This window comes from Frigoribacterium sp. RIT-PI-h, from assembly GCF_001297205.1.
Lineage (GTDB): Bacteria > Actinomycetota > Actinomycetes > Actinomycetales > Microbacteriaceae > Frigoribacterium.
Genome location: NZ_LHOZ01000039.1, coordinates 15407 through 36732 on the forward strand (window position 1 = coordinate 15407; position 21326 = coordinate 36732).

The window sequence follows — 21326 nt, forward strand, 5'->3', positions numbered from 1 at the left end:
GTGGCGAGCACCTTCGGCAGCCTGAACACGGCCTACCGCGGGCTGACCGCGGCCCGGACCGGGCTCGACGTGGTCGGCCAGAACATCGCCAACGTCAACACCGAGGGCTACACGCGCCAACGGGTCACCCAGTCCTCGATCGAGTCCGCGACCCGCGTGGGCCTGTTCTCTAGCGGCGTCCAGCCCGGACAGGGCGTGTCGGTCGACGGCATCGCCCGCATCGGCGACCGGTTCGCCGACGCGCAGGTGCGCGGCGCCGCCGGGGCCGCCGGCTACCAGGGCGTCCGCGCCTCGGTCCCCGCCGCCCTCGAGTCCTCCCTGAACGAGCCGAGCACCACCGGCATCGCCTCGCAGCTGACGAAGTTCTGGTCGGGCTGGCAGGACCTCTCGAACAATCCGTCGTCCGCCGCGCCCGCGGCCGTGCTGCTCGGACAGGCGAACACGATCGCCCAGACCCTCTCGACCGGCTACAAGGCCGTGGACGACCAGTGGACCTCGCAGCGTCAGCAGCTCGACGGCCTCGCCTCGCAGCTCAACTCGGCCGCGACCCAGGTCGCCGACCTGAACGTGCGCATCCGCACCGCGACCCAGCAGGGCGTCAGCACCAACGAGCTGGTGGACGCGCGCTCGGCCCTCACCGAGAAGATCGCGACGCTCGCCGGAGGCACGGTGCGCGACAACGCGGACGGCACGGTCGACGTCCTGGTCGGCGGCAACGCCCTGGTGTCGGGCGACTCGGCCCGGCAGGTGAAGGTGACCGGCGACTACACCCTGGCCACCGCCTCCTCGGGGGTCTCCCTCGAGTGGACCCACCGCGCCGGCGACCCCATCTCGCTCGACGGCGGCAGCATCGCCGGCTCGTTGTCGGTGCTCGCCCCGGCCACGGCCGGCGGAACCGGCGGCGTGCTGGCCGAGGCCGCGGCCAGCTACGACGCCCTCGCGACGCAGCTCGCCGACCAGGTCAACGCGGTGCACGCGACCGGGACGACGGCCGACGGCACCACGGGCCACGACTTCTTCGGCTTCACCGCCGGGGTGTCCGCCGCCCGCGGTCTCACCGTGCTGCCGACCGGCGCGTCGACCATCGCTTCGGGCAACGGCACGGGCGGGGCCCTCGACGGCTCGGTCGCCCGGGCCGTCGGCCAGATCGGCCTGTCGGTCGGTTCGCCCGACCGCACCTGGGGCTCGATCGTCAGCACGATCGGGGCGACGGCCCGCACCGAGGCCGACCGCTCGACCCTCACCGACCTCGCGGCGACGTCCGCCAAGGGCCGCCAGCTCTCGACCGCCGGGGTCAGCCTCGACGAGGAGAACGTCAACCTGCTCACCTATCAGCACGCCTACCAAGGCGCGGCCCGGGTCATGACCGCGATCGACGAGATGCTCGACACGTTGATCAACGGCATGGGACGGGTCGGGAGGTAACCGATGATCACCCGCACCACGAACCAGATGGCGATGCTCACCGCGCAGCGCAACCTGCAGACCAGCTCGTACCGGGTCGACCAGGCCCAGCAGCGCGCGTCGACCCTCGACCGCATCGCGAAGCCGTCGGACGATCCGGCCGGCACGGCGGACGCGCTGCGGGTCAAGGCCGAGCAAGCGGCGAACGTGCAGTTCTCCCGCAACGTCGGCGACGGCGACGGGTGGCTCTCGCTGGCCGACTCGGCGCTGTCGTCCACCGACGACGTGCTCAAGAAGGTGCGCGACCTCACGGTGCAGGGCGCCAACACCGGCGCGCTGTCACAACCCGCGCTCGACGCCATCGCGACCGAGATCGACGGTCTCAAGGCCGACCTGCTCGCCGTGGCGAACACCTCGTACAACGGCCGCAGCGTCTTCGCCGGCACGTCGGACGCGGGCGTCGCCTTCCGCCCCGACTTCAGCTACACCGGCACCCCGGGCTCGTCGGTCACCCGCCAGATCGGCGTCGAGACCACCGTGCGCGTCGACGCCGACGGGGCCACCGCCTTCGGCACCGGTGCCGACTCGGTCTTCAGCATGCTCGACCGCATCAGCAGCGACCTGCGGGCCGGCGTGAACGTCGGGACGCGGCTCACCGAGGTCGACGCCCGGTTGACGGCCGTCCGCGGCGTACAGTCCGACATCGGGGCACGACAGTCCCAGATCCAGAGAGCCGAGGACACCCTCTTGGACACGAAGACCACGCTCGAGGCGCAGCGCGCCGGCATCATGGACCTCGATCTCGGCCAGGCCGTGCTCGACCTGCAGATGCAGAACACCTCCTACCAGGCAGCCCTCGCGGTCACCGCCAAGGTGCTGCAGCCCACGCTGATGGACTTCCTCCGATGAGCGCGAACGCCGCCCGCGAGGTCGCGGGCTCCGTCGTGACGTTCGTCGCGCCTCCGTTCGGTCTCGAACCGCTGACCGACTTCTCGCTCGAGCGCATCGACGGCGCGCCCGGGCTCTTCGCCCTGCGGGCGAGCGGGTCCGAGGTGCGGCTGTTCGTGCTCGACGCGTCCGTGCACCTGCCCGACTACTCGCCCGTCGTGTCGGACGACCAGTCCGCCACCCTCGACCTGCAGGACGCCGCCGAGGCCCTGCTGCTCGTCGTCGCGACGCCCGCGTCGACCGGCATGACGGTGAACCTGCTCGCGCCGATCGTGGTCAACGTGCGCACCGGAGCGGGTGCCCAGTTGATCCTCGAGGGCCAGGACTGGCCGCTGCGCGCCGAGCTGAACCCGCGCGCGTAGGCCCGGATCGCGGCTGGGCACCGTCCCGGCTCGCGGCCGGGCAGCGGCTCGCCGCGGCGGGCACCGCCACCCCGCGCGGGTGGGCCCGGCTGCGAAGGCGGTCACGGTGTGGTGACGACCGGTGCGGGCGTCGCGGGCATCGGCTTGCCTGGGACGCAGGAGGCGCGATCATGATCACGACACCCCGCACCACACGGCACCGGCTCGCCGTCGGCACGATGGCGGCGGTCACCGCCGTCCTGCTCGTGGGCTGCACCGCCGGGGCCGACACCTCGGGTTCGGGCGGCCGGGCCGCCACCCGCCCGGCGTCCGAGACCCCGACCGACCCGACCGCCGCCGCCGGCCCGGGTCCGGTCGCCCCGACCAGCGACGCGCCCGCCGTCCCCGTCGCGGCCGACGCCGAACCGACCGACGTCGCCACCGACCTGGCCGCCCCCTGGTCGGTCGTGCGACTCGACACCGGGTCGTCGTTCGTCAGCCTGCGTGACACCGGCACCGTGCTCGAGTTGCTCGCCGACGGCAGCACCCGCGAGGCCGGCACGATCGGCGGGGGCGTGCACGCGGGCGAGGGCGGACTGCTCGGCCTGGCCGTGCCCGCCGGGGCGCCGCCGTCCCCCGCCGCCTACGCCACGCCCGCCGGCGACAACCGCGTGGGGCGCGCGCCCGTCACGGGGGAGGCCGGCTCCTACGGCCTGGGCGAGCAGGAGGCCGTCATCACCGGCATCCCGAAGGCGAGCAACCACGACGGCGGCCGCATCGCGTTCGGCCCGGACGGGCTGCTCTACGTGACGACGGGCGACGCGAACCAGCGGCCGAACGCCCAGGACCCCGGGTCGCTCGGCGGCAAGGTGCTGCGCGCGACCCCGGTCGGCGGCGTGCCCGACGACAACCCGACGCCCGGGTCGCTCGTCTACTCGCTCGGCCACCGCAACCCGCAGGGCATCGCCTGGGACGCCACCGGTGCCGCCTGGGCGGCCGAGTTCGGGCAGAACACCTACGACGAGCTCAACGCCCTCGAGCCCGGGGCGAACTACGGCTGGCCCGAGGTCGAGGGACGCGGCGAGGTCGCCGGCTTCTCGAACCCGGTGCTGCAATGGTCCACCGACGACGCCAGCCCGAGCGGCCTCACGGCGGTCGGCACGACGCTGTACCTGGCCGGGCTCGGCGGCGAGAAGCTGTTCGAGATCCAGGTGGCGCCCGGCTCCGAGGCCGTGCCGACCGAGCTCTTCTCCGGAGACCGGTCGCTCGGCCGCATCCGCGACGTCCTCCCCGGTCCCGGCGGCACCCTCTGGATCGTGACGAACAACACCGACGGACGCGGCACGCCGAGCGCCGGCGACGACCGCATCGTCAGCGTCCCGCTCACCGCCGTCCCCTGACCCGGCGGGCGACCCGCGCCTCCTCCGCCCTCGCCCTGCCCTGCCCTCCTCTTGCCGTTGCCGCCTCCGCTGTTTCTCCTGTGCAAATCGCGACAGCCGGAGGGCGACACGCCGGTCGACCGGCACGATCGCGTGGCGGGATGCGCCCACGTGTCGGGATGTGCACACGACGGGAGGAGGCGCGGGGCGGGTTCGGCACGCACCCGCGGAGGCGCGGGTCGGGGTCGGCTCGCACCCCGCGGAGGCGCGGGGCGGGGTCGGCCGCACCCCGAGGAGGCGCGGGTCGACTTCTCCCCACGGCCCCGTGACACTCGCTCACACGCTGCGCGCCGCGCGGCCCGTTCGGGGGCCGGGCGGTTACCCTCGTACTCGATGAGCCAGCACGACCGACCCGCCACGACAGCACCCGGCAGCGCCCGCCCCCAGACCGTGCCGCCCGGGTTCGCCGCCCCCGCCGTGCCCGGCACCGGCGGGGCCCGCGGGTTCGCCCCCCCCCACCCCCGCCCGGCCGGCCCCCCCGCCCCCGAGGCCCCCCCCGCCCCCCCCGGCCCGAGCCGCAGCACCGCAGCCCTCGGTGAGCGCGCCGACCTGTTGCGCCTGCTCGGCCGCCTCGACGAGGCCCTCGCCATCGCCGAGGAGGCCTTCCGCCTGGCGCACTTCACCGGCGACCGGGCTGACTCGACGGCCGCCCGCATCCGACGGGCGCACATCTTCCGCGAGCAGGGCAAGCTCGACCGCGCCCTGAACGACCTGCCCCCCAGCCGCATCACGGCCGCCACCGAAGAGTGGCGCGAGCTCGAGGCCGCCGCCGCCGAACTCGAGGGCTACACGCTGTACGACCTCGGCCGCAACGAAGAGGCTCGCGAGACGCTGGCCAAGGCACTCGAGGCGTACGAGGCGTCGGGCGCTCCGCGCGACCGTACGAACGGGCTGCGCGTCGCGATCGAGGGCGTCATGCGCGCCTACCTGAGCGACACGGGCCCGCAGCCACGGATCGAGGCCCCGGCCGTGGGTGACACGAACCCGGTGCCGGTCCAGCCCTTGACGTCGGCGCCGCCGGTCTCGCCCGCGGCCCCGGCCCGGACCCAGGTGCCCCGCTTCGACGGCATCGCCGCGCTCTACGGCGGGGCCCCCCCCCCCCCCCCCCCCCCCCCCCCCCCCCCCCCGCCCGCGTCTGCTCCCGCTCCTGCTTCCGCCCCCGAGGTGCCGCAGAGCACCGAGGCCACGGCCGCCGACGCCGACGCCGACGGAGGCGCGGTGCCGGTCCGTCAACCCATCGACGCCGCGCGCACCGCCGCGATCAGCTTCGACCCCGAGTCGATGCCCGACGAGGCCGCCGCGTCGCCGGTGGCCGCGGCCGCCGCCGCCCGGGCCGAGAAGGTCGCCGCGACCGCTCCTGCCGCACCGCGCGACGGTGGCCTCTGGGGCAAGATCAGCCACCTCGCCGAGCGTGCCGCGGGTCGCCGCGGCCGCGACTCCGACGAGTTCGACGCCGAGCGACGTGGTGACGACGAGGGACGCGCGACCGAGCGGCCCCGCACGGGCGGCACCGGCGTGACCGGGGTCGTCGACGGCCTCCCGCGCGACGACGAGCCCACCACCTGGCCGTTCCCGCGGCGCTGACCCGCGCCTCCTGACCTCGACGTGGCCGACCTCGACCGGGTGCGGCGCTGGGCCGCCGCGCTCATCGACCTGCACCTCGACCCCGCCGTGTGGACCTTCGGCTTCGACAACGCCAAGACCCGCGCGGGCCTGTGCAACTACACGACCAAGCGCATCACGGTCTCGCGGCACCTCGCCGGCCGCTACGACGACGACGAGATCCACCAGGTGCTGCTGCACGAGGTCGCCCACGCCCTCGCAGGCTCCCGCGCCGGTCACGGTCCCCGGTGGAAGGCCGTCGCGACCGACCTGGGCTACGTCGGCTCACGCCTGCACGACGGAGCCATCGCCAGCGAACTCGCCCCGTGGGTCGGGGTCTGCCCCGCGGGGCACGAGCACTACCGCTACCGGCAGCCGGCGCGACCGCTCGCCTGTGGGCGGTGCTCGCGTCGGTACGACCCGGCCCACCTGATCACCTGGACCAAGCGCGAGGTCTGACGCCGCGCCTCCCGGGCCCGGTCCGGGAGACAGGAGGGCCTGCAGGAGGCGCGTAACCGGTTAGGGTGGTCAGGTGCAGACCGGACAGTGGCTCAGATCCGACACCGACACCCGGTGGTTCTTCGACTCGGGGGCGCTCAGCCTCGACTTCGCCTACCTCGGCGGGTTCCGTGCCGGGTCGCGCTTCGGCCCGGAGTCGGGCCTCGACCTGCCCGCCGACGGGTCGACCCCGTGGGACGGCCTGCTGCTGCCCGCCGACCTCGACGACTGGATCGGCGAACGCTTCGACGGCATCGCGGGTTCCGCCGCGGACCGTGAGCTCGCCGACGCCCGGGGCCTGCGCGACGCGATCGCCCGGCTCGCGGTGGCCGCGGCCGACGGCACCTCGACCGACCCCGACGACGTCGACACGCTCAACCTGTTCGCGGCGCTGCCCGACGTGCCGCCGTCGCTCGAGGGCGGCCGACGCCAGGCCGGGGCAGGGCGTCTACGGCTCGGGCAGGCGATGGCGTCGGTGGCGCGCGACGCGGTGACCCTCTTCACGACCGTCGGCTTCGGAGGCGGACCGGACTCGCGCCTCCGTCGGTGCACGAACGGGGCGTGCGGGCTCGTCTTCTTCGACGAGTCGCGCGCCGGCAGCCGTCGCTGGTGCTCGATGCAACGGTGCGGCAACCGCGCCAAGGTGCGGGCGCACCGTGCCCGGGCCGCCCGCGCCTGACGCCGCCACGAAGTGGACAACCCGCCACCTGATCGCGTGGCGGGTTGTTCACTTCGTGGCGGCGTGAGCGGTGCGGCCCCGCATGGGCGGCCCGAGCACGGAGGCGACGGTCGACGAGCAGTCAGTCGGCGTCCGGTCAGTCGACGACCGAGACGTCCTTCCAGAAGGCGACGTAGCCCGAGTAGTCCTTGCCGACGCGGTCGAACGAGGTCGGGATCGGCGTCGGGTAGCTCCAGGCGCGGTCCTGCAGCAGGTCGTCGCCCGACTTGACGCTGAAGTACTGGGTGTCGCCCTTCCACGGGCAGTGGTACTGGGTGGGGCTCTCGGTCAGCAGGTCGGCGTTGACGCTGGCGGGCGGGAAGTACCAGTTGCCCTCGATCGAGATCAGCTCGTCTTTCGGGGCCTCGGCGACGACGGTTCCGTCGGTGAGCACTGCCTTCATGGTTCCTCCTGCGGGTCGGGGCGACGTTCGGGTCGCTCTGGCCGCAACGCTACGCCGAGGGGATGAATTCCTCGCGGGAGCCCGCCCGGACGACGGCGACGACCGCCGCCGCCGCCGCCGAGGACGAGGAGGCGCGGGCCGCGTCGACCACGTCGCCCCGGTCGGTCGCGACCAGCTCGGCCGCCGAGGCCGAGGCCGTCAGCAGGTGCGACGAAGCCCGGGCGAGCGCCCCGGCGGCGGCGCAGGCGACGGCCGCCTCGGGTGACGAGAAGTCGATGCCGACCCCGGCGAGCGCGTCGACCACGGCTCCGGCAGCGAGCTGGTCCTCGACGGCGGGCCGGAACCCGTCGGCCTCGACCGCCCCCGCGGCGACGATCGCGACGAGGGCGCGGTCGCCCTGTCGGGTCTGACGCTCGGCCACGTGCCGGGCCACCTCGGCCGCGGCCCCGGCGCCGGTGACGACGAGGACGTCGGCCCCGCTCGCCACCTCGGGCAGCGCGGCGACGACGCGCACGGTATCGTCCCGCGTCAGGGTGCCGTGCCCGTCGAGGACGTCGACCACGACGACGACGTGCGCCCCGGGTGCGATGCGGGCGGCTCCGGCCACGCCGTGGTCGAGCCTCACCTGGTACTTCTGCTGGCCGTGCGAACTCATCGGACCAGCGTAGGCAGCCGCAGTCGGACGTCGTCCGTGCGTGACGCGGCGTGACATGCGATCAGGCGGCGGGAGTTGGATCGGGGCATGCACGTGCAGCTCAGACTCCGCCTCGCCTGCCCCGTCGACGTCGCGACCGACGCCCTGCGTGACCCCCAGGTGATGGTCGCCGTGACGAAGCCGCTGGTCGTCTACCGGTCCGAGTCGCCGTCGGGCTTCCCCGACCGCTGGACCGAGGAGGCGCATCCGGTGTCGGCGAGCATCCTCGGCGTCCTGCCGCTCGGCAGCACGCACGTCGACCTCGACTGGCACGAACGGGACGGTGCGTGGATCCAGCGCGACACCGGTCGTGGCACGAGCGGCCAGTTCGCCCGCATGCGCATCAACCACCGCATGGCCGTCGCGCCGGACGGGTCGGGGCACACGCTGCTGCGCGACCGGCTCGAGTTCCACGCCGGGCCGTTGGGCCTGCTGCTCTGGCCCGGACTCTGGGCGACCTGGCAGTGGCGCGCGCTGCGCATGAAGGCTCTGGCCCCGACCTGGCGCGGGGCGCCGACCCACCCGAAGCACGTCTGATCTCGGCACCGGCATCGAGCCGGCCCCGCAGCCGCGTCAGCCCCAGAACCCTGCATGCACGGCCGAGGCCTCGGCGAACAGGGCCGGCCCCGACACGGACACCGCGCCTCCCCCACGGGCGAAGACCTCGCGGCAGGGCAGGTCGAGCGTCGACTCGCCCTCTTGCTCGGTGACCATGCCGAGCAGCTGTCGTTCGGCGAGCGCGTAGACGACCCGACCGATGCCGGCCCAGTGGATCGCTCCGGCACACATCGCGCACGGTTCGGTGCTCGTGTAGAGGGTCGCGGCCTTGAGCGTCGGCTTGTCGAACCGCTGCGCGACGAGACGGACGAGGTTCGTCTCGGCGTGGCCCGTCGGATCGCCCTCGGTGACGACCGTGTTCTCGGCCTCGACGACGTCCCCGTCGGCCGTGAGCAGCAGGGAGCCGAAGGGATGGTTGCCGTGGTCGCGAGCCTGCTGCGCGACCGCGATCGCCCGGTGCAGCTGCGCGAGGTCGGCCGGGGTGACGGTGGGGTCGGTGGTCGTGGTGTCGGTCGTCATGGGGCGAGCGTAGCCAGGGGGCACCGTCCGCCGCGGCCGGGACGGCGAGCTGTGGACGGGCGACCCGCCTGTGAGGGAGCCACGGGCGGCGGGGCGACCGCCTGCGTACGGTGGCAGGGGTGACCGACCCGACCCGCGCCTCCTCGTCCACCGGCGAGAACACCCCCGACGCCAGCGCCAGCGCCGACGCCTCTGCCGAGACCACCGCCCCGAAGCCCGCGACGACCCCCGCCCAGGGCGCGCTCGACATCGCGTCGTGGCGGCGGACGATCCACGGGCTCTACCGTGACGTGCGCGAGGCGACCGACCTGGCGGCGGCCCACGACCTGTGGCGACGCACCCGCGACGAGCTGTTCTCGACGCACCCCTCGACCCCCCTGCTGCCCGAGGACCGCCCCGACTTCACCGGCCTGCCGACGAAGCCGTACGACCCGGCCTGGCGCTTCGAGGTGGCGGTCGAGCCGGCCGAACCGCGCCGCATGGTGGTCGAGACCGGCACCGACGGCGACGTGCTCTTCGACCTCGTCGGCGTGGTCGACGTGCCCGGCGTCGGCAGCCTCGACGTGTGGAAGCTGGCGCAGTACGCGGGCGGCCTGTTCATCCCGATCAAGGACGCCCTGGCGGGCAAGTCCGGCGGCACCTACGGCGGCGGTCGCTACCTGATCGACTCGGTCAAGGGAGCCGACCTCGGCGCCGGCGGCGAGCCCGGCACGATCGTGCTCGACTTCAACTTCGCCTACAACCCGAGCTGTGCCTACGACCCCGCCTGGGCCTGCCCGCTCGCGCAGCCGGGCAACACGGTCGCGGTCGAGATCCCCGTCGGCGAGCGGTACGGGCGCGCGCACTGAGGCACGCCTGCACACCCGTGCAGACCACACCCGTCGCGTTTTCCGGCCCCAGCCGCTAGGCTGGTGTCACTTGCGAGCCGGTTCGATCGGCTCCCTGCGTCGTAGCACGCCCCTCACCGCCTCTCCGTCCTGGCACACACCCAGGCAGAACAGCAGGCGCGCGAAGCTCACTCTGCGGCGAAACGATCGTGCACACCTGCACCGTCGCCACACCTCGAGCCCGGCTACGACAGCCGTTCTCCCGGCACTGCCCCGCCCTCGTGCGAGCACGTCCCCGACGTGCCCTCGCACCAGCAGGTGGCCAGGCAGCCTCGGCCCGGCTCGACACCGATGCCCCGAAAGGTGCACCACATGTCAACGAACACCCTCGACACCGAGAACACCGACGCCACGACCGTCGACGAGGCGGCCGACACCGTCACCTTCAGCTCGCTGGGCGTGCCCGCCCCGATCGTGAAGTCCCTCGCCGCGGAAGGCAAGACCACCGCGTTCCCGATCCAGGTCGACACCCTGCCCGACACCCTCGGCGGACGCGACGTCCTCGGCCGCGGCAAGACCGGCTCGGGCAAGACCCTCGCCTTCTCGATCCCCATGGCCGCGCGCCTCGGCGGCAAGCTGGCCGGCGGCAACCGTCGTGCCGGTCGCCCCCTCGGCCTGGTCCTCGCCCCCACCCGCGAGCTCGCCACCCAGATCGACGCCGTGCTCGCCCCGCTCGCCGAGGCCTACGGCATGCGCACCACCACCATCTTCGGCGGCGTCTCGCAGAACCGCCAGGTTCAGGCCCTCAAGGCCGGCGTCGACATCATCATCGCCTGCCCCGGCCGCCTTGAAGACCTCATGAAGCAGGGCTTCGTCAAGCTCGACGCCATCGAGATCACCGTCCTCGACGAGGCCGACCACATGGCCGACCTGGGCTTCCTGCCCGGTGTCACGCGCATCCTCAAGGCCACCCCGAACGACGGCCAGCGCCTCCTCTTCAGCGCCACCCTCGACAACGGCGTGGACAAGCTGGTCAAGCAGTTCCTCCACAACGAGGTGCTGCACTCGGTCGACGAGGCCAACTCGCCCGTCGCCAAGATGACCCACCACGTCTTCGAGACGCCCGACGTCGACAGCAAGAACGCGCTGATCCAGAAGCTCGCCGGCGGCCAGGGCCGTCGCATCCTCTTCATGCGCACCAAGCACCACGCCAAGAAGCTCGCCAAGAAGCTGACCGAGTCGGGCATCCCCGCCGTCGACCTGCACGGCAACCTGTCGCAGCCGCAGCGTGCCCGCAGCCTCGCCGCCTTCCAGGACGGCTCGGCCCGCGTCCTCGTCGCCACCGACGTCGCCGCCCGAGGCGTGCACGTCGACGACATCGAGCTCGTCATCCACGTCGCCCCGCCGACCGAGCACAAGGCGTACCTGCACCGCTCGGGCCGCACCGCCCGCGCCGGAGCCGAGGGCGACGTCGTCACCCTCGTCATCCCCAGCCAGAAGCGCGACGTCGCCCAGCTGATGAAGAAGGCCGACATCCGCCCGACCATCACCGCCGTGACGCCGAACTCGCCCGAGGTCGACGCCCTCGTCGGCCAGGTCGCCGCCTACGTCAAGCCCTCGCCCAAGGCTGCCGTCCAGCAGCAGCAGGGTGGCGGCGGACGCTCGCAGGGCGCCAACGCCCAGCGCAAGCGCGCCGCCCGCCAGGACTCGCAGGGCAACCCCATCGCCCGCCAGGACCGTTCGGGTCGCCCCAGCCAGGGAGGCGCGGGTCGCGGTTCCGACGCCGGTCGCGCCGGTGCCGGTGCGGGTCGCTCGGGTGGCTCGCGTGACGGCGGCCGCCAGGGTGGTCGCGACGGAGGTGCGCGCCGCGACGCCGCCCCCCGCGGTGGCGCCTCGACCTTCTACTCGACCGAGTCGGGCCGCGGTTCGTCCACGCCCGTCCGTGACGACGCCCGTGGCGCGCGTGACGGTGCTCGTGACGGTGCTCGTGACGAGACCCGTGGCAGCCGTCAGACCGGTCGCCGCGCCCAGAGCAGCGGCACCCAGAGCGACGGCGGCCAGAGCCGCACCAATGCCGTCCGCAACGACCAGGCCGAGTTCGCCGCGTCGCTCGGCGGCTCGCGCGAGGGCGGCCAGCGTGACGGCGGCCAGCGCAGCGGCGGACGCCGCGCCTCGTCCGAGGGCGGCCGTCCCGGCTCGCTCAAGGTCGGCGGCCTGGTCGGCGGCAAGGCCCGCACCGGCGGCGGCCAGCGCGGCGGTCGCTGACCGTCAGACCCCAGGAAACCGCTGAGACCCCCGTGCGCGCACGGGGGTCTCAGCGGTTTCCTGGGGTGTCGGCGATCCATGGACCGTGCGTGCAGCCGGCGAGGCCCGCACGGGCGAGCTTGTCGAGCATGGGTCGCTGCGTCAGGGCGTCGTCCCAGGTCCACCGGGCGAAGCCGCGGACACCGGGCACGGCACGGATGCGGTCTTCGCGCAGCTTCTCGTCGACCACGACCTGCTCGGGCGTGCGACCCCGACGTTCGGCTCGGCCGAGGTACTTCACGAGGCCGTCGAACTCTCCGACGACTCCGCAACACGGCCACCAGAAGTCCACCCGCCCGACGAAGCCTTCCGCGTCGTGGAACGCTATCTGCAGGACCGGTCGGGCGAGCCCGGCCTCGAACATGCCCGCCCGGCTGAGCGACTCGCCGACCGACTCCGAGAGTGGATCAGCGAGGGCGAGAGCGAGGGCGGCCACCCGGGTACCTCTGTAGGAGCCACGAGCCTCGAGGTGGGCTCCCGCGGCAGTCCGGTCGAAGGCTTGCGACCGGAGTCCGTGGTCGATGACGACGAGTCCGCCTCGGAGGTCGCGGGTACGCGCGACGTCGAGAGCGGCTCGGAGAGGGACGACCGTGGGCATGCCCCACCTGCTGGTCAGGTCGGCGGCATCGAGGTCGGCGGCGTGACGTACCAGCGTGGACGATGTGAGGGTGCTGGCGCGCCTCCGGTCGACGACGTGGACGCGTTCGGGCCAACGCCCCAGGAGGGGGAACCCGTCCAGGGCGAGCGCCGACTCGTGCGAGACGACGACGTCGGAGGTCAGCCGCCCGACCACTCCCCGGACCTGCAACACGTGCCGCTGTCGTGGGTCGGCCTCGGTCCAGGTCGACGCGGGCACGTAGGCACCGGGCGCGACGCGCACGAGCTCCCCGGCGCGGGCACGACGTCGGAGCGCGTGGTCGTCACGGCCGCCGCGGAGCCAGACGGTTCGTCGGATCAGGTCGTCGTCGGGAGTGGGCACGGACTCGAGCCTGGCGGACCGGCGCGACCCGCGCCTCCTGCCGCCGTCGGCCTGTGGAGAACGTCGCGAGACCCCAGGAAGTCGCCCAGACCCCGTCTCGCGCGCGAGGGTCTGAGCGACTTCCTGGGGTGTCGGGACGGCGGCGGCTAGTGCAGGGCGCCGACGGAGGCGAGGGCGCTGCGCAGCAGGGTGCCGCGGCCGCCCTCCATCTCGGCGGCGACCTCGTCGGAGGCGGCCTGGTGAGGCGTCAGCCAGGTGAGCTCGAGGGCGTCCTGTCGCGGGTCGCAGGTGCCGGTCACGGGCACCACGTAGGCGAGCGAGACGGCGTGCTGCCGGGGGTCGGTGTAGACCGACGAGCCGGGCAGAGGGAAGTACTCGGCGACCTGGAACGGCACCGGCGACGGCGGCAGCTGCGGGAAGGCCATCGGCCCGAGGTCTTTCTCGAGGTGACGGAACAGGGCGGTGCGCAGGCTCTCGCCGTACATCACCCGGCCCGAGACGAGCATGCGCGAGATCGACCCCTCGTCGGAGGCGCGGAGCAGCACCCCGACCTCGGTCACGACCCCCATGCCGTCGGTGCGCACGGGCACGGCCTCGACGTAGAGGATCGGCAGGTGCTGCCGCGCCTGGAAGAGCTCGTCCTCCGAGAGCCAGCCGGGATTGGGGTCGGGGTCGGGTGTCCGCACGGAGCTCATGGCCCATTCTTACCGGCTCGACGGGCCGCTCGCGTGACGTGACGCTACGGGCGAACAGCACCGGCCCCGATGTCGGCCCCCGTCGCTAGGCTCGGCCCATGGTGCAGATCGACCCGTCCCTCGTCCAGTGGTCCGCCGTCGAGGCCGAGCGTGACGGGCGGCCGCTGCTCGTCCTGCTGCACGGCGTGGGCTCGCACGAGGGCGACCTGATCGGCCTCGTTCCCTACCTGCCGCAGCACTTCGTGGCGGCGTCGCTGCGGGCTCCGCTGCCTCACGGTGACGGCTTCTCGTGGTACCCGCTCTCGACGCCCGGTGCGCCCGACCCGGGTGCCGTCGACGACGCGGCCGAGGCCGTGCTCGCCTGGCTCGACTCTCTGACGAGCGACCACCCGAGCGTCAGCCTGCTCGGCTTCTCACAGGGCGGTTCGCTCTCGCTGCAACTGGTCCGGCATGCGCCCGAGCGGTTCGAGTTCGCCGCCGTGCTCGCCGGCTTCCTGGTCCCCGCCGCAGGTGACGACGCCACGCTCGAGCGCGCAGCCGCACGGGACGACGCCGTGGCGGCCGTCCGCCCGTCGGTCTTCTCCGGTCGCGGCGACGTCGACCAGATCATCCCCGCCGACGCCGTCGAGCGCACCTCGGCCTGGCTCGAGGCGCACGCCGACGCCGAGCAGACCGTGTACCCGGGCCTGGCCCACGGCATCTCGCAAGAAGAGCTCGACGACCTCAACGCGTTCATCGGTCGCGTGACCGCCGCCCCCGTCGTCGACGCCGACGCACCCGTGCCGGTCGCCGGCGCCGACTCCACCGACTGATCCGGGGCCCGCCCCGGCCCTCACCCCTGACGAACGAAGGAGGCGCGCGATGGCGACGCTCTCGGTGTCCGGTTCCGCCACCCACCGCCACCGTGCCGAGCGGGGTGTCGTCCACCTCACCGTGGGCTTCGACGGTGACGACCGCGAGAAGGTCGTCCGCGACACCGCCGCCGTGCCCTCCCGCCTCACCGAGCAGGCGACGGCCTGGCGCCGCCAGGGGGCCGCCACCTGGGGGAGCGCCCGGAGCGTCACGGTCGCGATCGGGACCGAGGCGACGGCCGACCGGGGGGACGGGGGCGACGCGACCCGCGCCTCCTCGGGGGTGCGGTTCCGTACCCGGGCCGCCGTCGACGTGCGGTTCAGCGACTTCGACGCGTTGGCGTCGTGGGTGGGCGACGTCGCCCTCGAACCCGGTGTGACGGTCGACTGGATCGAGTGGTCGCTCAGCCACGCCCGCCGACCCGAGGTCGAGAAGGCCGTCCGGGTCGCCGCGATCGCCGACGCCGTCACCCGGGCCGGCGACTACGCCGAGGCGCTCGGGCTGGGGCAACCCACGCTGCAGTCGGTGTTCGAGCCGGGGCTGCGGCCGGGTGCCCCCGGTGGCGGCAGCCCGTTCGGCCTGGCCCGTGCCGTCACGACGTTCTCGTCGGGCGGCCCCGTCACCTTCGACCTGCACCCCGACGACATCGAGGTCTCCGCCGAGGTCAGCGCCGACTTCGTCGCCTGACCCGTCAGCTCCCCCACGCCGCGGCTCTGCCACCCGGCCTCCCCTGCCCCTGGCCCGGTGTTGTCCGTCCCTGTGTGCAAATCGCGACAACCGGCCTGGGACACGTTGGGCGACGGCGGAACTGAGCGGCGCGTCGTCGCGACGATGTCGGGTTGTGCACACCCAGGGGCGTGCCGCCGGTCGGGTTCGGCACGCCAGGGGGGGGTGCCGCCAGTCGGGTTCGGCACGCCAGGGGCTCGCCGCTGGTCGGGTTCGGCACACGCCGACCCGAGCGGCTGGTCCGATTCCGGTTCCGGCACCCCGGGGCGCCGCGCCGCCCGTCGACCCGGCGGCGCACCTCAGAGCAGCCGGTGCCACACCCCTTCGACGCCGACCGACACGAACCCGACGGCCTCGTTGACGGCGAGCATGGGCCGGTTCTCCTCGGCGTTGAAGGTCAGCACCGCCGGGCGGCCCGGCTTCTCCACGGCCAGACGGTCGAGGTTGGCGACCTTCACCAGCCAGCCCAGCCGGTGCCCCGGTGCTCCCGCCGCACGAGGGTCATCTGCTGCATCGCGGGTCGCGACGCGTCATCGGGCACCGCGAGGTCGGAGCACGCGACGAGTCGGCCCGACGGCACGTGCTCGGCCGCCGCGGTCAGCGAGGCACGCCCGCTCGTGGCCCGTCGCTGCTCGGCCTCGACGAGGCGTTCGACGGTCCAGACGTCCTCGGGCTCGGGCACGTCGCCCATGGGCGCGTCGGTGCTCAGGGCGGTCGCCATGGCTGCGACGTCGGACTGCCAGCGCCGGGGCGTGGGGCCCGACCAGGGGTGGACGCGGTACGCGCCCCCCGCCGCGGCGGGCGCCTCGGGGCGGATCCCGGCCAGCGCCCCCCCGTCCCCCGGCGGCGGCAGGGGGCGGGGGCCCGCGACCGGCCGCGCGCGGCGCCGCGCGCGCGCGCGAACCGGACCTCCGAGGGGGCGCGGGGGACCCCCCCGTGACCGGTCGAGGCCTCGAGGCGGTCGGCCGGGGTGGTGACGGGGGCCGAGTCCGCTGCGGGTCCCGAGCCTGCGGTAGCGCCCTGGCCCGAGGCCACGCCCTGGCCGGACGCGACGCCCTGGCCCGACGCGATGCCCTGGCCGGAGGCCACGAACGCGATGGCGTCGGTCCGGCCGGCGGCGCGGGCGACGGCCTCGACGTGGTCGAGCAGGGCCGTGCCGAGGCCCCGGCGGCGGTGCTCGGGGGCGACGGCGACCCGGAGCCAGCAGGTCGTGACGGCCGGGTCGGCGAGCGTCTCGTACGTGGCCTGGCCGACGATGCGCCCCTGGGCCCGCGCCACGAACAGCCGCCGCGGCGTGAACGGGTCGTGCCACTGCGGCAACTGCTCGGCCGGGGCGAAGTCGAGGTCGTCGAAACCGAGCACCTCGGTCTGGACGGCGTTCTCGAGGGCGATCGCTTCGACGTAGGTGGCGACGCGGGCGGCGTGGTCGGCGGCGGGGCCTGCGTCGTGGTCGGTGGCGGGGCGGGGCTCGAGCGTGCGGGGAACGACGAGTTCGTCGATCACGATGTCGGTCACGGGGCTCCGGGGTCGAGGCAGGGACGTGGTCCGCCGCCCGGCAGGGCAGCCGACCAGACTAGCGCCGGTCTCGGCCTCCACGCCAGGGGGGCGACGACCCGACGTGCGAGGCGTAGAACGGGTCGATGAGCGACCCCTTCGACCTCGACCGGTACGTCCGCGCGCAGGACTCCGGCGGGACCCACGACCAGGCCCTCGCCGAGCTACGACGGGGGCGGAAGTCGTCGCACTGGATGTGGTTCGTCTTCCCGCAGATCGCCGGCCTCGGCCGCAGCGGCATGGATCGCACCTACGCGATCCGCTCGCTCGACGAGGCGCGGGCCTACCTCGCGCACCCCCTGCTCGGCCCGCGGCTGCGCGAGGCGGCGGGCCTGGCCGGAGCAGCGGACACGGCGGACGGCGACGACCGGCTGGGCGGGGTCGGCGCCCTCAAGCTGCGCCCGCCGATGCCCCTCTTCCGCCGGGCCGACCCGCCCGAGCCCGTGTTCCGGGCCGTACTCGACCGCGGGTTCGACGGCGGCGAGGGCGACCTGACCGTCGCCCGCCTCTGAGCCCGCCGGCGACCCGCGGTCGCCTGACGGCTCGTCCCCGGACGAGGAGGCGCGGGTCGCCGCCCACAGGCACCGCGCCTCCCCTGCCGGTGTCGGCACCCACGGCTACGCTCGTCGGCATGCCCCCGCTCTACCCCGAGATCGAACCGTACGACTCCGGCCTGCTCGACGTCGGTGACGGCCAGCACGTCTGGTGGGAAGAATGCGGCAACCCCGACGGCAAGCCGGCGGTCTTTCTGCACGGCGGGCCCGGCAGCGGGCCGTCGCCCGCGCGCCGCCGGCTCTTCGACCCGCGGCGGTACCGCATCGTGTTGCTCGACCAGCGCGGGGCCGGCCGCAGCACGCCCCACGTGGGCACCTTCGGCACCGACCTCTCGACGAACACGACGCCGCACCTCGTGGCCGACCTCGAGACGTTGCGCGAGCACCTGGGCATCGACCGCTGGCAGGTGTTCGGTGGCTCGTGGGGGTCGACCCTGGCGCTCGCCTACGCCGAGACCCGCCCCGACCGGGTCACCGAGCTCGTGCTGCGCGGCATCTTCACGCTGCGACAGAGCGAGCTCGACTGGTTCTACGAGGGCGGGGCGTCGAACGTGCTGCCCGACCGATGGCGGGGCTACCTCGCCCCGGTGCCGGTCGACGAACGCCGCCCGGGCGGACTGATCGAGGCCTACTCGCGCCTGCTCGCCGACCCCGACCCGGCCGTGCACGGGCCGGCCGCCGTCGCGTGGTCGTCGTGGGAGGCCTCGGCGATCACCCTGCTGCCCCGCCCCGACCTGGTCGAGCGGTACTCCGACCCGTCGTTCTCCCTGGCCTTCGCCCGCATCGAGAACCACTACTTCGTCCACCGCGGCTTCCTCGACGAGGGTCAGCTCATCCGTGACGCCCACCTCGTCGCGCACATCCCGACGGTCATCGTGCAGGGTCGCTACGACCTGTGCACGCCGGCGACCACGGCGTTCGACCTGCACGCCGCCCTGCCCGACGCCGAGTTCGTCCTGGTCGACGACGCCGGGCACGCCTTCGACGAGCCGGGCATCCTCGACGCGCTGATCGCGGCGACCGACCGGTTCGCCGACGCGCCGACCTCATCCGACGACGAGGTGACCCGATGACCGTCGTCCTCGCCGGCTGCGGCGCCCTCGGCACCGAGGCCGCCCTGCGGTTCGTCGCCCTCGGGCACCGCGCCCCCGGCCCCCGTCGCCCCGCCGACAAGCTGCCCGCGTCGATCGAGGGCGTCTCGATCGACCTGAGCACCACCCGCCCCACGCTCCCCGCCGACACCGAGGTCGTCGTCGTCGCCCTCTCGGCCGGGTCGCGCGACGTCGACACCTACCGGGCGTCGTACGTCGACGGCCTGCGCACCGTCCTCGACGCACTCGACGAGGCCGGGGCGGTGGACGCCCGGGTGCTGTTCGTCTCGTCGACCGCCGTGGACGACGTCGACGACGGCAGCGTCGTCGACGAGGCGACGCCGGCGACCGGGGCCTCTGCCACGGCCGAGGTGATCCTCGAGGCCGAAGCCCGGCTGCACGGGCGTCGCCCCGACGGCATCGTGCTGCGCCTGGGCGGCATCTACGGCCCGGGACGAGAGCGGCTGATCACCCAGGTGCGCGCCGGCGAGGCCCGACTGGCCGAGCCGGCGGGCAGCTCGCCGCACACGAACCGCATCCACCGGGACGACGCGGCGGCCGCGATCGTGCACCTCACCACCATCTCAGGGCCGACCGACGTCCTGTACGTGGGGGTCGACGACGAGCCGTCGAGGCTCGACGACGTGCTGACGTTCGTGGCCGACGAACTGAGGGAGCCCGTGCCGCCGAGCGCGCCTCCTCGGGGCCGTCAGGCCGGTGGCGACAAGCGGCTGTCGAACGCGCGACTGCGCGGCACCGGGTTCGCCTTCGCGTACCCGACGTACCGCGAGGGGTATCGCGCGGTGATCGCGGGCGAGGGCGTCCGGCACCCCTGAGCCGGGCCAGCCCGGGCACGACCTGCACGGGCATCGTCTGCCGGGAGCGCCCGGTTCACGAGAACGCCGCCGGGCGAACCGAGCACCGCGACATCCAACGGTGTCCGGTCCACTCGACGGCGTTCTCGAGGGTGCAGCGGCGATCTAGTGGATCGGCGTGCCACCCGTCACGGCGATGGTCTCACCGCTGATGTAGCTCGACTCCTGGCTGGCCAGGAACACGAACGACGGGGCCAGCTCGACGGCCTGTCCGGGGCGACCGTAGGCGGCCTCCGAGCCGAAGCTCTCGATCTTCTCGTTCGGCACGAACGCGGGCTGCAGCGGCGTCCAGACGGGGCCGGGTGCGACGCCGTTGACGCGGATGCCGCGCTCGGCGAGCTGCTGGGCCATGGCACGCGTCCAGTTCGCGATGCCGGCCTTCGACACGGCGTACTCGGCGAGGTCGGGCGACGGCTGGAAGCCCTGGATCGACGAGGTCGTGATGATCGACGCCCCCGGCTGCAGGTGCTTCGAGGCGGCCTTGGTCAGCCAGAACAGCGGGTAGATGTTGGCCCTGAGGACGTGGTCGAGCGTCTCGGTCTCGAAGTCGTCGATGCTGCTGACGGTCGGCATGACGCCGGCGATGATCGCCAGGATGTCGAGGCCGCCCAGCTCGGCGACGGTCTTCTCGACGACGTCGACGTTGGTCTGCTCGACCTGCAGGTCACCGGGCAGCAGGACGGCGGTGCGACCGGCGTCGCGGACGAGCGCGGCGACCTCCTCGGCCTGCGACTGCTCCTCGGCGAGGTAGCTCAGCGCGACGTCTGCTCCCTCGCGGGCGAAGGCGATGGCGGTGGCGCGGCCGATGCCGCTGTCGGCACCGGTGACGAGGGCCTTGCGACCGGCGAGGCGACCGCTGCCGACGTAGCTGGTCTCGCCGTGGTCGGGCTCGGGCTTCATGGCGTGGACGTCGCCGGGAGCGCTCTGCTGCTGGTGCTCGAAGGGCGGCTGCGGGTACTGGGTGACGGGGTTCTGCGGGGTGTACATGTTGTCTGCCATGTCCCCCGGTGTACGCGGCGGCCGGCGCGCGCCGGCCCAGCTTGTACCCCTGCCCGGAGCGACGTCGCGGGTCGCGGCACGACGAGCCGAGCCGAGGAGGCGCGGCGCTGCCCCCGGGGAAAGATACGGTGGTCGCGTGCCCCTGCTGCCACTGCCTTCCGAGACTCCCCGTCAGGTCCTGCCCGCCTGGGTGCTGCGCGCCGACCGCCGGGCCGCGAAACGCATCAACTCGGTCCGGGGAGTGCCGGTCGTCGACCGCAACCTCAGCCGTCTCAGCCACTTCGCCGACCACGGCCTGTTGTGGGCCGCCGTCGCCGCGGGCCTCGCCCTCGTCGGTCAGCGTCGCGCCGCCGTGCGGGGCACGCTGTCGCTCGGCTTCGCCAGCGCCATGGCGAACATCGTCGGCAAGCGCATCTTCGGCGGCAACCGTCCGTTGATCGACGACGTCCCGATCGAACGACGCCTGCGGAGCCAGCCGTTGTCCGCGTCCTTCCCGTCCGGACACGCGGCCTGCGCCGCCGGTTTCGTCACGGGCGTCGCGATCGAGTCGCCGGGTGCCGCGGCAGCCCTGTTGCCGCTGGCCGGCGCCGTCTCGTGGTCGCGCCTCCACGTGGGGGCGCACTGGACGTCCGACGTGGTCGGCGGGCTGATCATCGGGTCGGGCGTCGCGCTGGTCGGGCGACTCGTGTCACCGCGCGAGCGCTGACCCGCCGGGACTCCCGGCCGGGCCCGGCTCGGCGACACCG

General features: G+C 74.1%; 25 protein-coding genes. 16 read left to right on the forward strand and 9 right to left on the reverse strand.

Annotated elements, in window-relative coordinates; genetic code table 11:
• From flgK to AEQ27_RS03135, 7 genes are all read left to right on the forward strand, one after another.
• Positions 1–1425 carry a flagellar hook-associated protein FlgK gene (flgK, locus tag AEQ27_RS03105; protein WP_054145358.1) on the forward strand — a complete coding sequence of 475 codons (1425 nt, stop codon included), beginning with the start codon at positions 1–3 and terminating at the stop codon, positions 1423–1425.
• Positions 1426–1428: 3 nt separating this feature from the next.
• Positions 1429–2313, forward strand: a complete 885-nt coding sequence (gene flgL, locus AEQ27_RS03110; RefSeq protein ID WP_054145359.1) for a flagellar hook-associated protein FlgL — start codon at positions 1429–1431, stop codon at positions 2311–2313.
• Entirely contained in the window at positions 2310–2714 is a 405-nt protein-coding gene (locus AEQ27_RS03115) for a flagellar assembly protein FliW (protein ID WP_043594811.1), read from the forward strand. The genes flgL and AEQ27_RS03115 overlap by 4 nt, the downstream gene beginning before the upstream one ends.
• Before the next feature lie 170 nt (positions 2715–2884).
• Complete coding sequence (locus tag AEQ27_RS03120) at positions 2885–4093, forward strand: sorbosone dehydrogenase family protein (protein WP_054145360.1); 1209 nt, start codon at positions 2885–2887, stop codon at positions 4091–4093.
• A gap of 372 nt (positions 4094–4465) precedes the next feature.
• Entirely contained in the window at positions 4466–5716 is a 1251-nt protein-coding gene (locus tag AEQ27_RS17645; protein ID WP_054145361.1) for a hypothetical protein, read from the forward strand.
• A 21-nt stretch (positions 5717–5737) separates the two neighbouring features.
• On the forward strand, positions 5738–6193 hold the full coding sequence (locus tag AEQ27_RS03130; RefSeq protein ID WP_054145362.1) for a SprT-like domain-containing protein: 456 nt from the start codon (positions 5738–5740) through the stop codon (positions 6191–6193).
• A 73-nt stretch (positions 6194–6266) separates the two neighbouring features.
• Positions 6267–6911, forward strand: coding sequence for a CGNR zinc finger domain-containing protein (locus tag AEQ27_RS03135; RefSeq protein WP_054145363.1), 645 nt, complete (start codon positions 6267–6269; stop codon positions 6909–6911).
• Between the two features lie 136 nt (positions 6912–7047).
• Here the strand turns inward: AEQ27_RS03135 and AEQ27_RS03140 are convergent, their stop codons facing one another.
• Together AEQ27_RS03140 and AEQ27_RS03145 are read right to left on the reverse strand one after the other, a co-directional pair.
• Positions 7048–7353, reverse strand: a complete 306-nt coding sequence (locus tag AEQ27_RS03140) for a DUF427 domain-containing protein (RefSeq protein ID WP_054145364.1) — start codon at positions 7351–7353, stop codon at positions 7048–7050.
• A 49-nt stretch (positions 7354–7402) separates the two neighbouring features.
• Positions 7403–8008 carry a hypothetical protein gene (locus tag AEQ27_RS03145; RefSeq protein ID WP_054145365.1) on the reverse strand — a complete coding sequence of 202 codons (606 nt, stop codon included), beginning with the start codon at positions 8006–8008 and terminating at the stop codon, positions 7403–7405.
• An 87-nt stretch (positions 8009–8095) separates the two neighbouring features.
• On the opposite strand from AEQ27_RS03145, the gene AEQ27_RS03150 reads away from it, so the two are divergent.
• Positions 8096–8584 carry a hypothetical protein gene (locus tag AEQ27_RS03150; protein ID WP_054145366.1) on the forward strand — a complete coding sequence of 163 codons (489 nt, stop codon included), beginning with the start codon at positions 8096–8098 and terminating at the stop codon, positions 8582–8584.
• A gap of 36 nt (positions 8585–8620) precedes the next feature.
• Here AEQ27_RS03150 and AEQ27_RS03155 read toward each other — a convergent pair whose 3' ends face one another.
• Complete coding sequence (locus tag AEQ27_RS03155; protein WP_054145367.1) at positions 8621–9124, reverse strand: nucleoside deaminase; 504 nt, start codon at positions 9122–9124, stop codon at positions 8621–8623.
• A gap of 248 nt (positions 9125–9372) precedes the next feature.
• Here AEQ27_RS03155 and AEQ27_RS03160 point away from each other — a divergent pair, with 248 nt between their 5' ends.
• Both AEQ27_RS03160 and AEQ27_RS03165 read left to right on the forward strand, forming a co-directional pair.
• Entirely contained in the window at positions 9373–9972 is a 600-nt protein-coding gene (locus tag AEQ27_RS03160) for a DUF1684 domain-containing protein (protein ID WP_054145380.1), read from the forward strand.
• A gap of 351 nt (positions 9973–10323) precedes the next feature.
• The gene (locus tag AEQ27_RS03165) at positions 10324–12216 is read left to right on the forward strand and encodes a DEAD/DEAH box helicase (protein ID WP_200908314.1); all 1893 of its coding nucleotides are present in this window, start codon (positions 10324–10326) and stop codon (positions 12214–12216) included.
• A gap of 49 nt (positions 12217–12265) precedes the next feature.
• On the opposite strand, the gene AEQ27_RS03170 is transcribed toward AEQ27_RS03165, so the two are convergent.
• Positions 12266–13234, reverse strand: a complete 969-nt coding sequence (locus tag AEQ27_RS03170; protein WP_054145368.1) for a hypothetical protein — start codon at positions 13232–13234, stop codon at positions 12266–12268.
• Positions 13235–13380: 146 nt separating this feature from the next.
• On the reverse strand, positions 13381–13929 hold the full coding sequence (locus tag AEQ27_RS03175) for an NUDIX hydrolase family protein (RefSeq protein ID WP_043595902.1): 549 nt from the start codon (positions 13927–13929) through the stop codon (positions 13381–13383).
• A gap of 98 nt (positions 13930–14027) precedes the next feature.
• Here AEQ27_RS03175 and AEQ27_RS03180 point away from each other — a divergent pair, with 98 nt between their 5' ends.
• The gene (locus tag AEQ27_RS03180; protein ID WP_082383201.1) at positions 14028–14741 is read left to right on the forward strand and encodes an alpha/beta hydrolase; all 714 of its coding nucleotides are present in this window, start codon (positions 14028–14030) and stop codon (positions 14739–14741) included.
• A 49-nt stretch (positions 14742–14790) separates the two neighbouring features.
• On the forward strand, positions 14791–15468 hold the full coding sequence (locus tag AEQ27_RS03185) for an SIMPL domain-containing protein (protein WP_054145369.1): 678 nt from the start codon (positions 14791–14793) through the stop codon (positions 15466–15468).
• A gap of 338 nt (positions 15469–15806) precedes the next feature.
• On the opposite strand, the gene AEQ27_RS17650 is transcribed toward AEQ27_RS03185, so the two are convergent.
• Genes AEQ27_RS17650 through AEQ27_RS03195 form a run of 3 tightly spaced genes read right to left on the reverse strand, consistent with a single transcriptional unit; the run spans position 15807 to position 17022 of the window.
• Positions 15807–15965 (reverse strand): hypothetical protein, encoded by a 159-nt coding sequence (locus tag AEQ27_RS17650; RefSeq protein ID WP_161805462.1) that lies wholly within the window; start codon positions 15963–15965, stop codon positions 15807–15809.
• Positions 15962–16228 carry a hypothetical protein gene (locus tag AEQ27_RS17655; protein ID WP_054145370.1) on the reverse strand — a complete coding sequence of 89 codons (267 nt, stop codon included), beginning with the start codon at positions 16226–16228 and terminating at the stop codon, positions 15962–15964. Before AEQ27_RS17655 ends, AEQ27_RS17650 begins: the two co-directional genes overlap by 4 nt.
• Complete coding sequence (locus AEQ27_RS03195; protein WP_054145371.1) at positions 16213–17022, reverse strand: GNAT family N-acetyltransferase; 810 nt, start codon at positions 17020–17022, stop codon at positions 16213–16215. The genes AEQ27_RS17655 and AEQ27_RS03195 overlap by 16 nt, the downstream gene beginning before the upstream one ends.
• A 125-nt stretch (positions 17023–17147) precedes the next feature.
• Between AEQ27_RS03195 and AEQ27_RS03200 the strand changes: the two genes are divergently transcribed.
• The 3 genes from AEQ27_RS03200 to AEQ27_RS03210 all read left to right on the forward strand — a co-directional run bounded on the left by AEQ27_RS03200 (position 17148) and on the right by AEQ27_RS03210 (position 19542).
• Positions 17148–17573 carry a DUF1810 domain-containing protein gene (locus AEQ27_RS03200; protein ID WP_054145372.1) on the forward strand — a complete coding sequence of 142 codons (426 nt, stop codon included), beginning with the start codon at positions 17148–17150 and terminating at the stop codon, positions 17571–17573.
• Positions 17574–17692: 119 nt separating this feature from the next.
• Complete coding sequence (pip, locus tag AEQ27_RS03205) at positions 17693–18688, forward strand: prolyl aminopeptidase (protein ID WP_054145373.1); 996 nt, start codon at positions 17693–17695, stop codon at positions 18686–18688.
• Positions 18685–19542 (forward strand): epimerase, encoded by an 858-nt coding sequence (locus AEQ27_RS03210; RefSeq protein WP_054145374.1) that lies wholly within the window; start codon positions 18685–18687, stop codon positions 19540–19542. The genes pip and AEQ27_RS03210 overlap by 4 nt, the downstream gene beginning before the upstream one ends.
• A gap of 144 nt (positions 19543–19686) precedes the next feature.
• Here AEQ27_RS03210 and AEQ27_RS03215 read toward each other — a convergent pair whose 3' ends face one another.
• A complete protein-coding gene (locus AEQ27_RS03215) occupies positions 19687–20580 on the reverse strand; it encodes an SDR family oxidoreductase (protein WP_054145375.1) in 894 nt (297 codons plus the stop codon).
• A 136-nt stretch (positions 20581–20716) separates the two neighbouring features.
• Between AEQ27_RS03215 and AEQ27_RS03220 the strand changes: the two genes are divergently transcribed.
• Complete coding sequence (locus AEQ27_RS03220) at positions 20717–21286, forward strand: phosphatase PAP2 family protein (RefSeq protein ID WP_043595928.1); 570 nt, start codon at positions 20717–20719, stop codon at positions 21284–21286.
• Positions 21287–21326: the final 40 nt, after the last annotated feature.

What these genes read in the sequence shown, in the direction of transcription:
- flgL (WP_054145359.1), top strand. Translation starts at nt 1,429, where the DNA reads ATGATCACCCGCACCACGAACCAGATGGCGATGCTCACCGCGCAGCGC.
- AEQ27_RS03115 (WP_043594811.1), top strand. Translation starts at nt 2,310, where the DNA reads ATGAGCGCGAACGCCGCCCGCGAGGTCGCGGGCTCCGTCGTGACGTTC.
- AEQ27_RS03120 (WP_054145360.1), top strand. Translation starts at nt 2,885, where the DNA reads ATGATCACGACACCCCGCACCACACGGCACCGGCTCGCCGTCGGCACG.
- AEQ27_RS17645 (WP_054145361.1), top strand. Translation starts at nt 4,466, where the DNA reads ATGAGCCAGCACGACCGACCCGCCACGACAGCACCCGGCAGCGCCCGC.
- AEQ27_RS03140 (WP_054145364.1), bottom strand. Translation starts at nt 7,353, where the DNA reads ATGAAGGCAGTGCTCACCGACGGAACCGTCGTCGCCGAGGCCCCGAAA.
- AEQ27_RS03145 (WP_054145365.1), bottom strand. Translation starts at nt 8,008, where the DNA reads ATGAGTTCGCACGGCCAGCAGAAGTACCAGGTGAGGCTCGACCACGGC.
- AEQ27_RS03150 (WP_054145366.1), top strand. Translation starts at nt 8,096, where the DNA reads ATGCACGTGCAGCTCAGACTCCGCCTCGCCTGCCCCGTCGACGTCGCG.
- AEQ27_RS03155 (WP_054145367.1), bottom strand. Translation starts at nt 9,124, where the DNA reads ATGACGACCGACACCACGACCACCGACCCCACCGTCACCCCGGCCGAC.
- AEQ27_RS03165 (WP_200908314.1), top strand. Translation starts at nt 10,324, where the DNA reads ATGTCAACGAACACCCTCGACACCGAGAACACCGACGCCACGACCGTC.
- AEQ27_RS03175 (WP_043595902.1), bottom strand. Translation starts at nt 13,929, where the DNA reads ATGAGCTCCGTGCGGACACCCGACCCCGACCCCAATCCCGGCTGGCTC.
- AEQ27_RS03180 (WP_082383201.1), top strand. Translation starts at nt 14,028, where the DNA reads ATGGTGCAGATCGACCCGTCCCTCGTCCAGTGGTCCGCCGTCGAGGCC.
- AEQ27_RS03185 (WP_054145369.1), top strand. Translation starts at nt 14,791, where the DNA reads ATGGCGACGCTCTCGGTGTCCGGTTCCGCCACCCACCGCCACCGTGCC.
- AEQ27_RS17655 (WP_054145370.1), bottom strand. Translation starts at nt 16,228, where the DNA reads ATGGCGACCGCCCTGAGCACCGACGCGCCCATGGGCGACGTGCCCGAG.
- AEQ27_RS03200 (WP_054145372.1), top strand. Translation starts at nt 17,148, where the DNA reads ATGAGCGACCCCTTCGACCTCGACCGGTACGTCCGCGCGCAGGACTCC.
- pip (WP_054145373.1), top strand. Translation starts at nt 17,693, where the DNA reads ATGCCCCCGCTCTACCCCGAGATCGAACCGTACGACTCCGGCCTGCTC.
- AEQ27_RS03210 (WP_054145374.1), top strand. Translation starts at nt 18,685, where the DNA reads ATGACCGTCGTCCTCGCCGGCTGCGGCGCCCTCGGCACCGAGGCCGCC.
- AEQ27_RS03215 (WP_054145375.1), bottom strand. Translation starts at nt 20,580, where the DNA reads ATGGCAGACAACATGTACACCCCGCAGAACCCCGTCACCCAGTACCCG.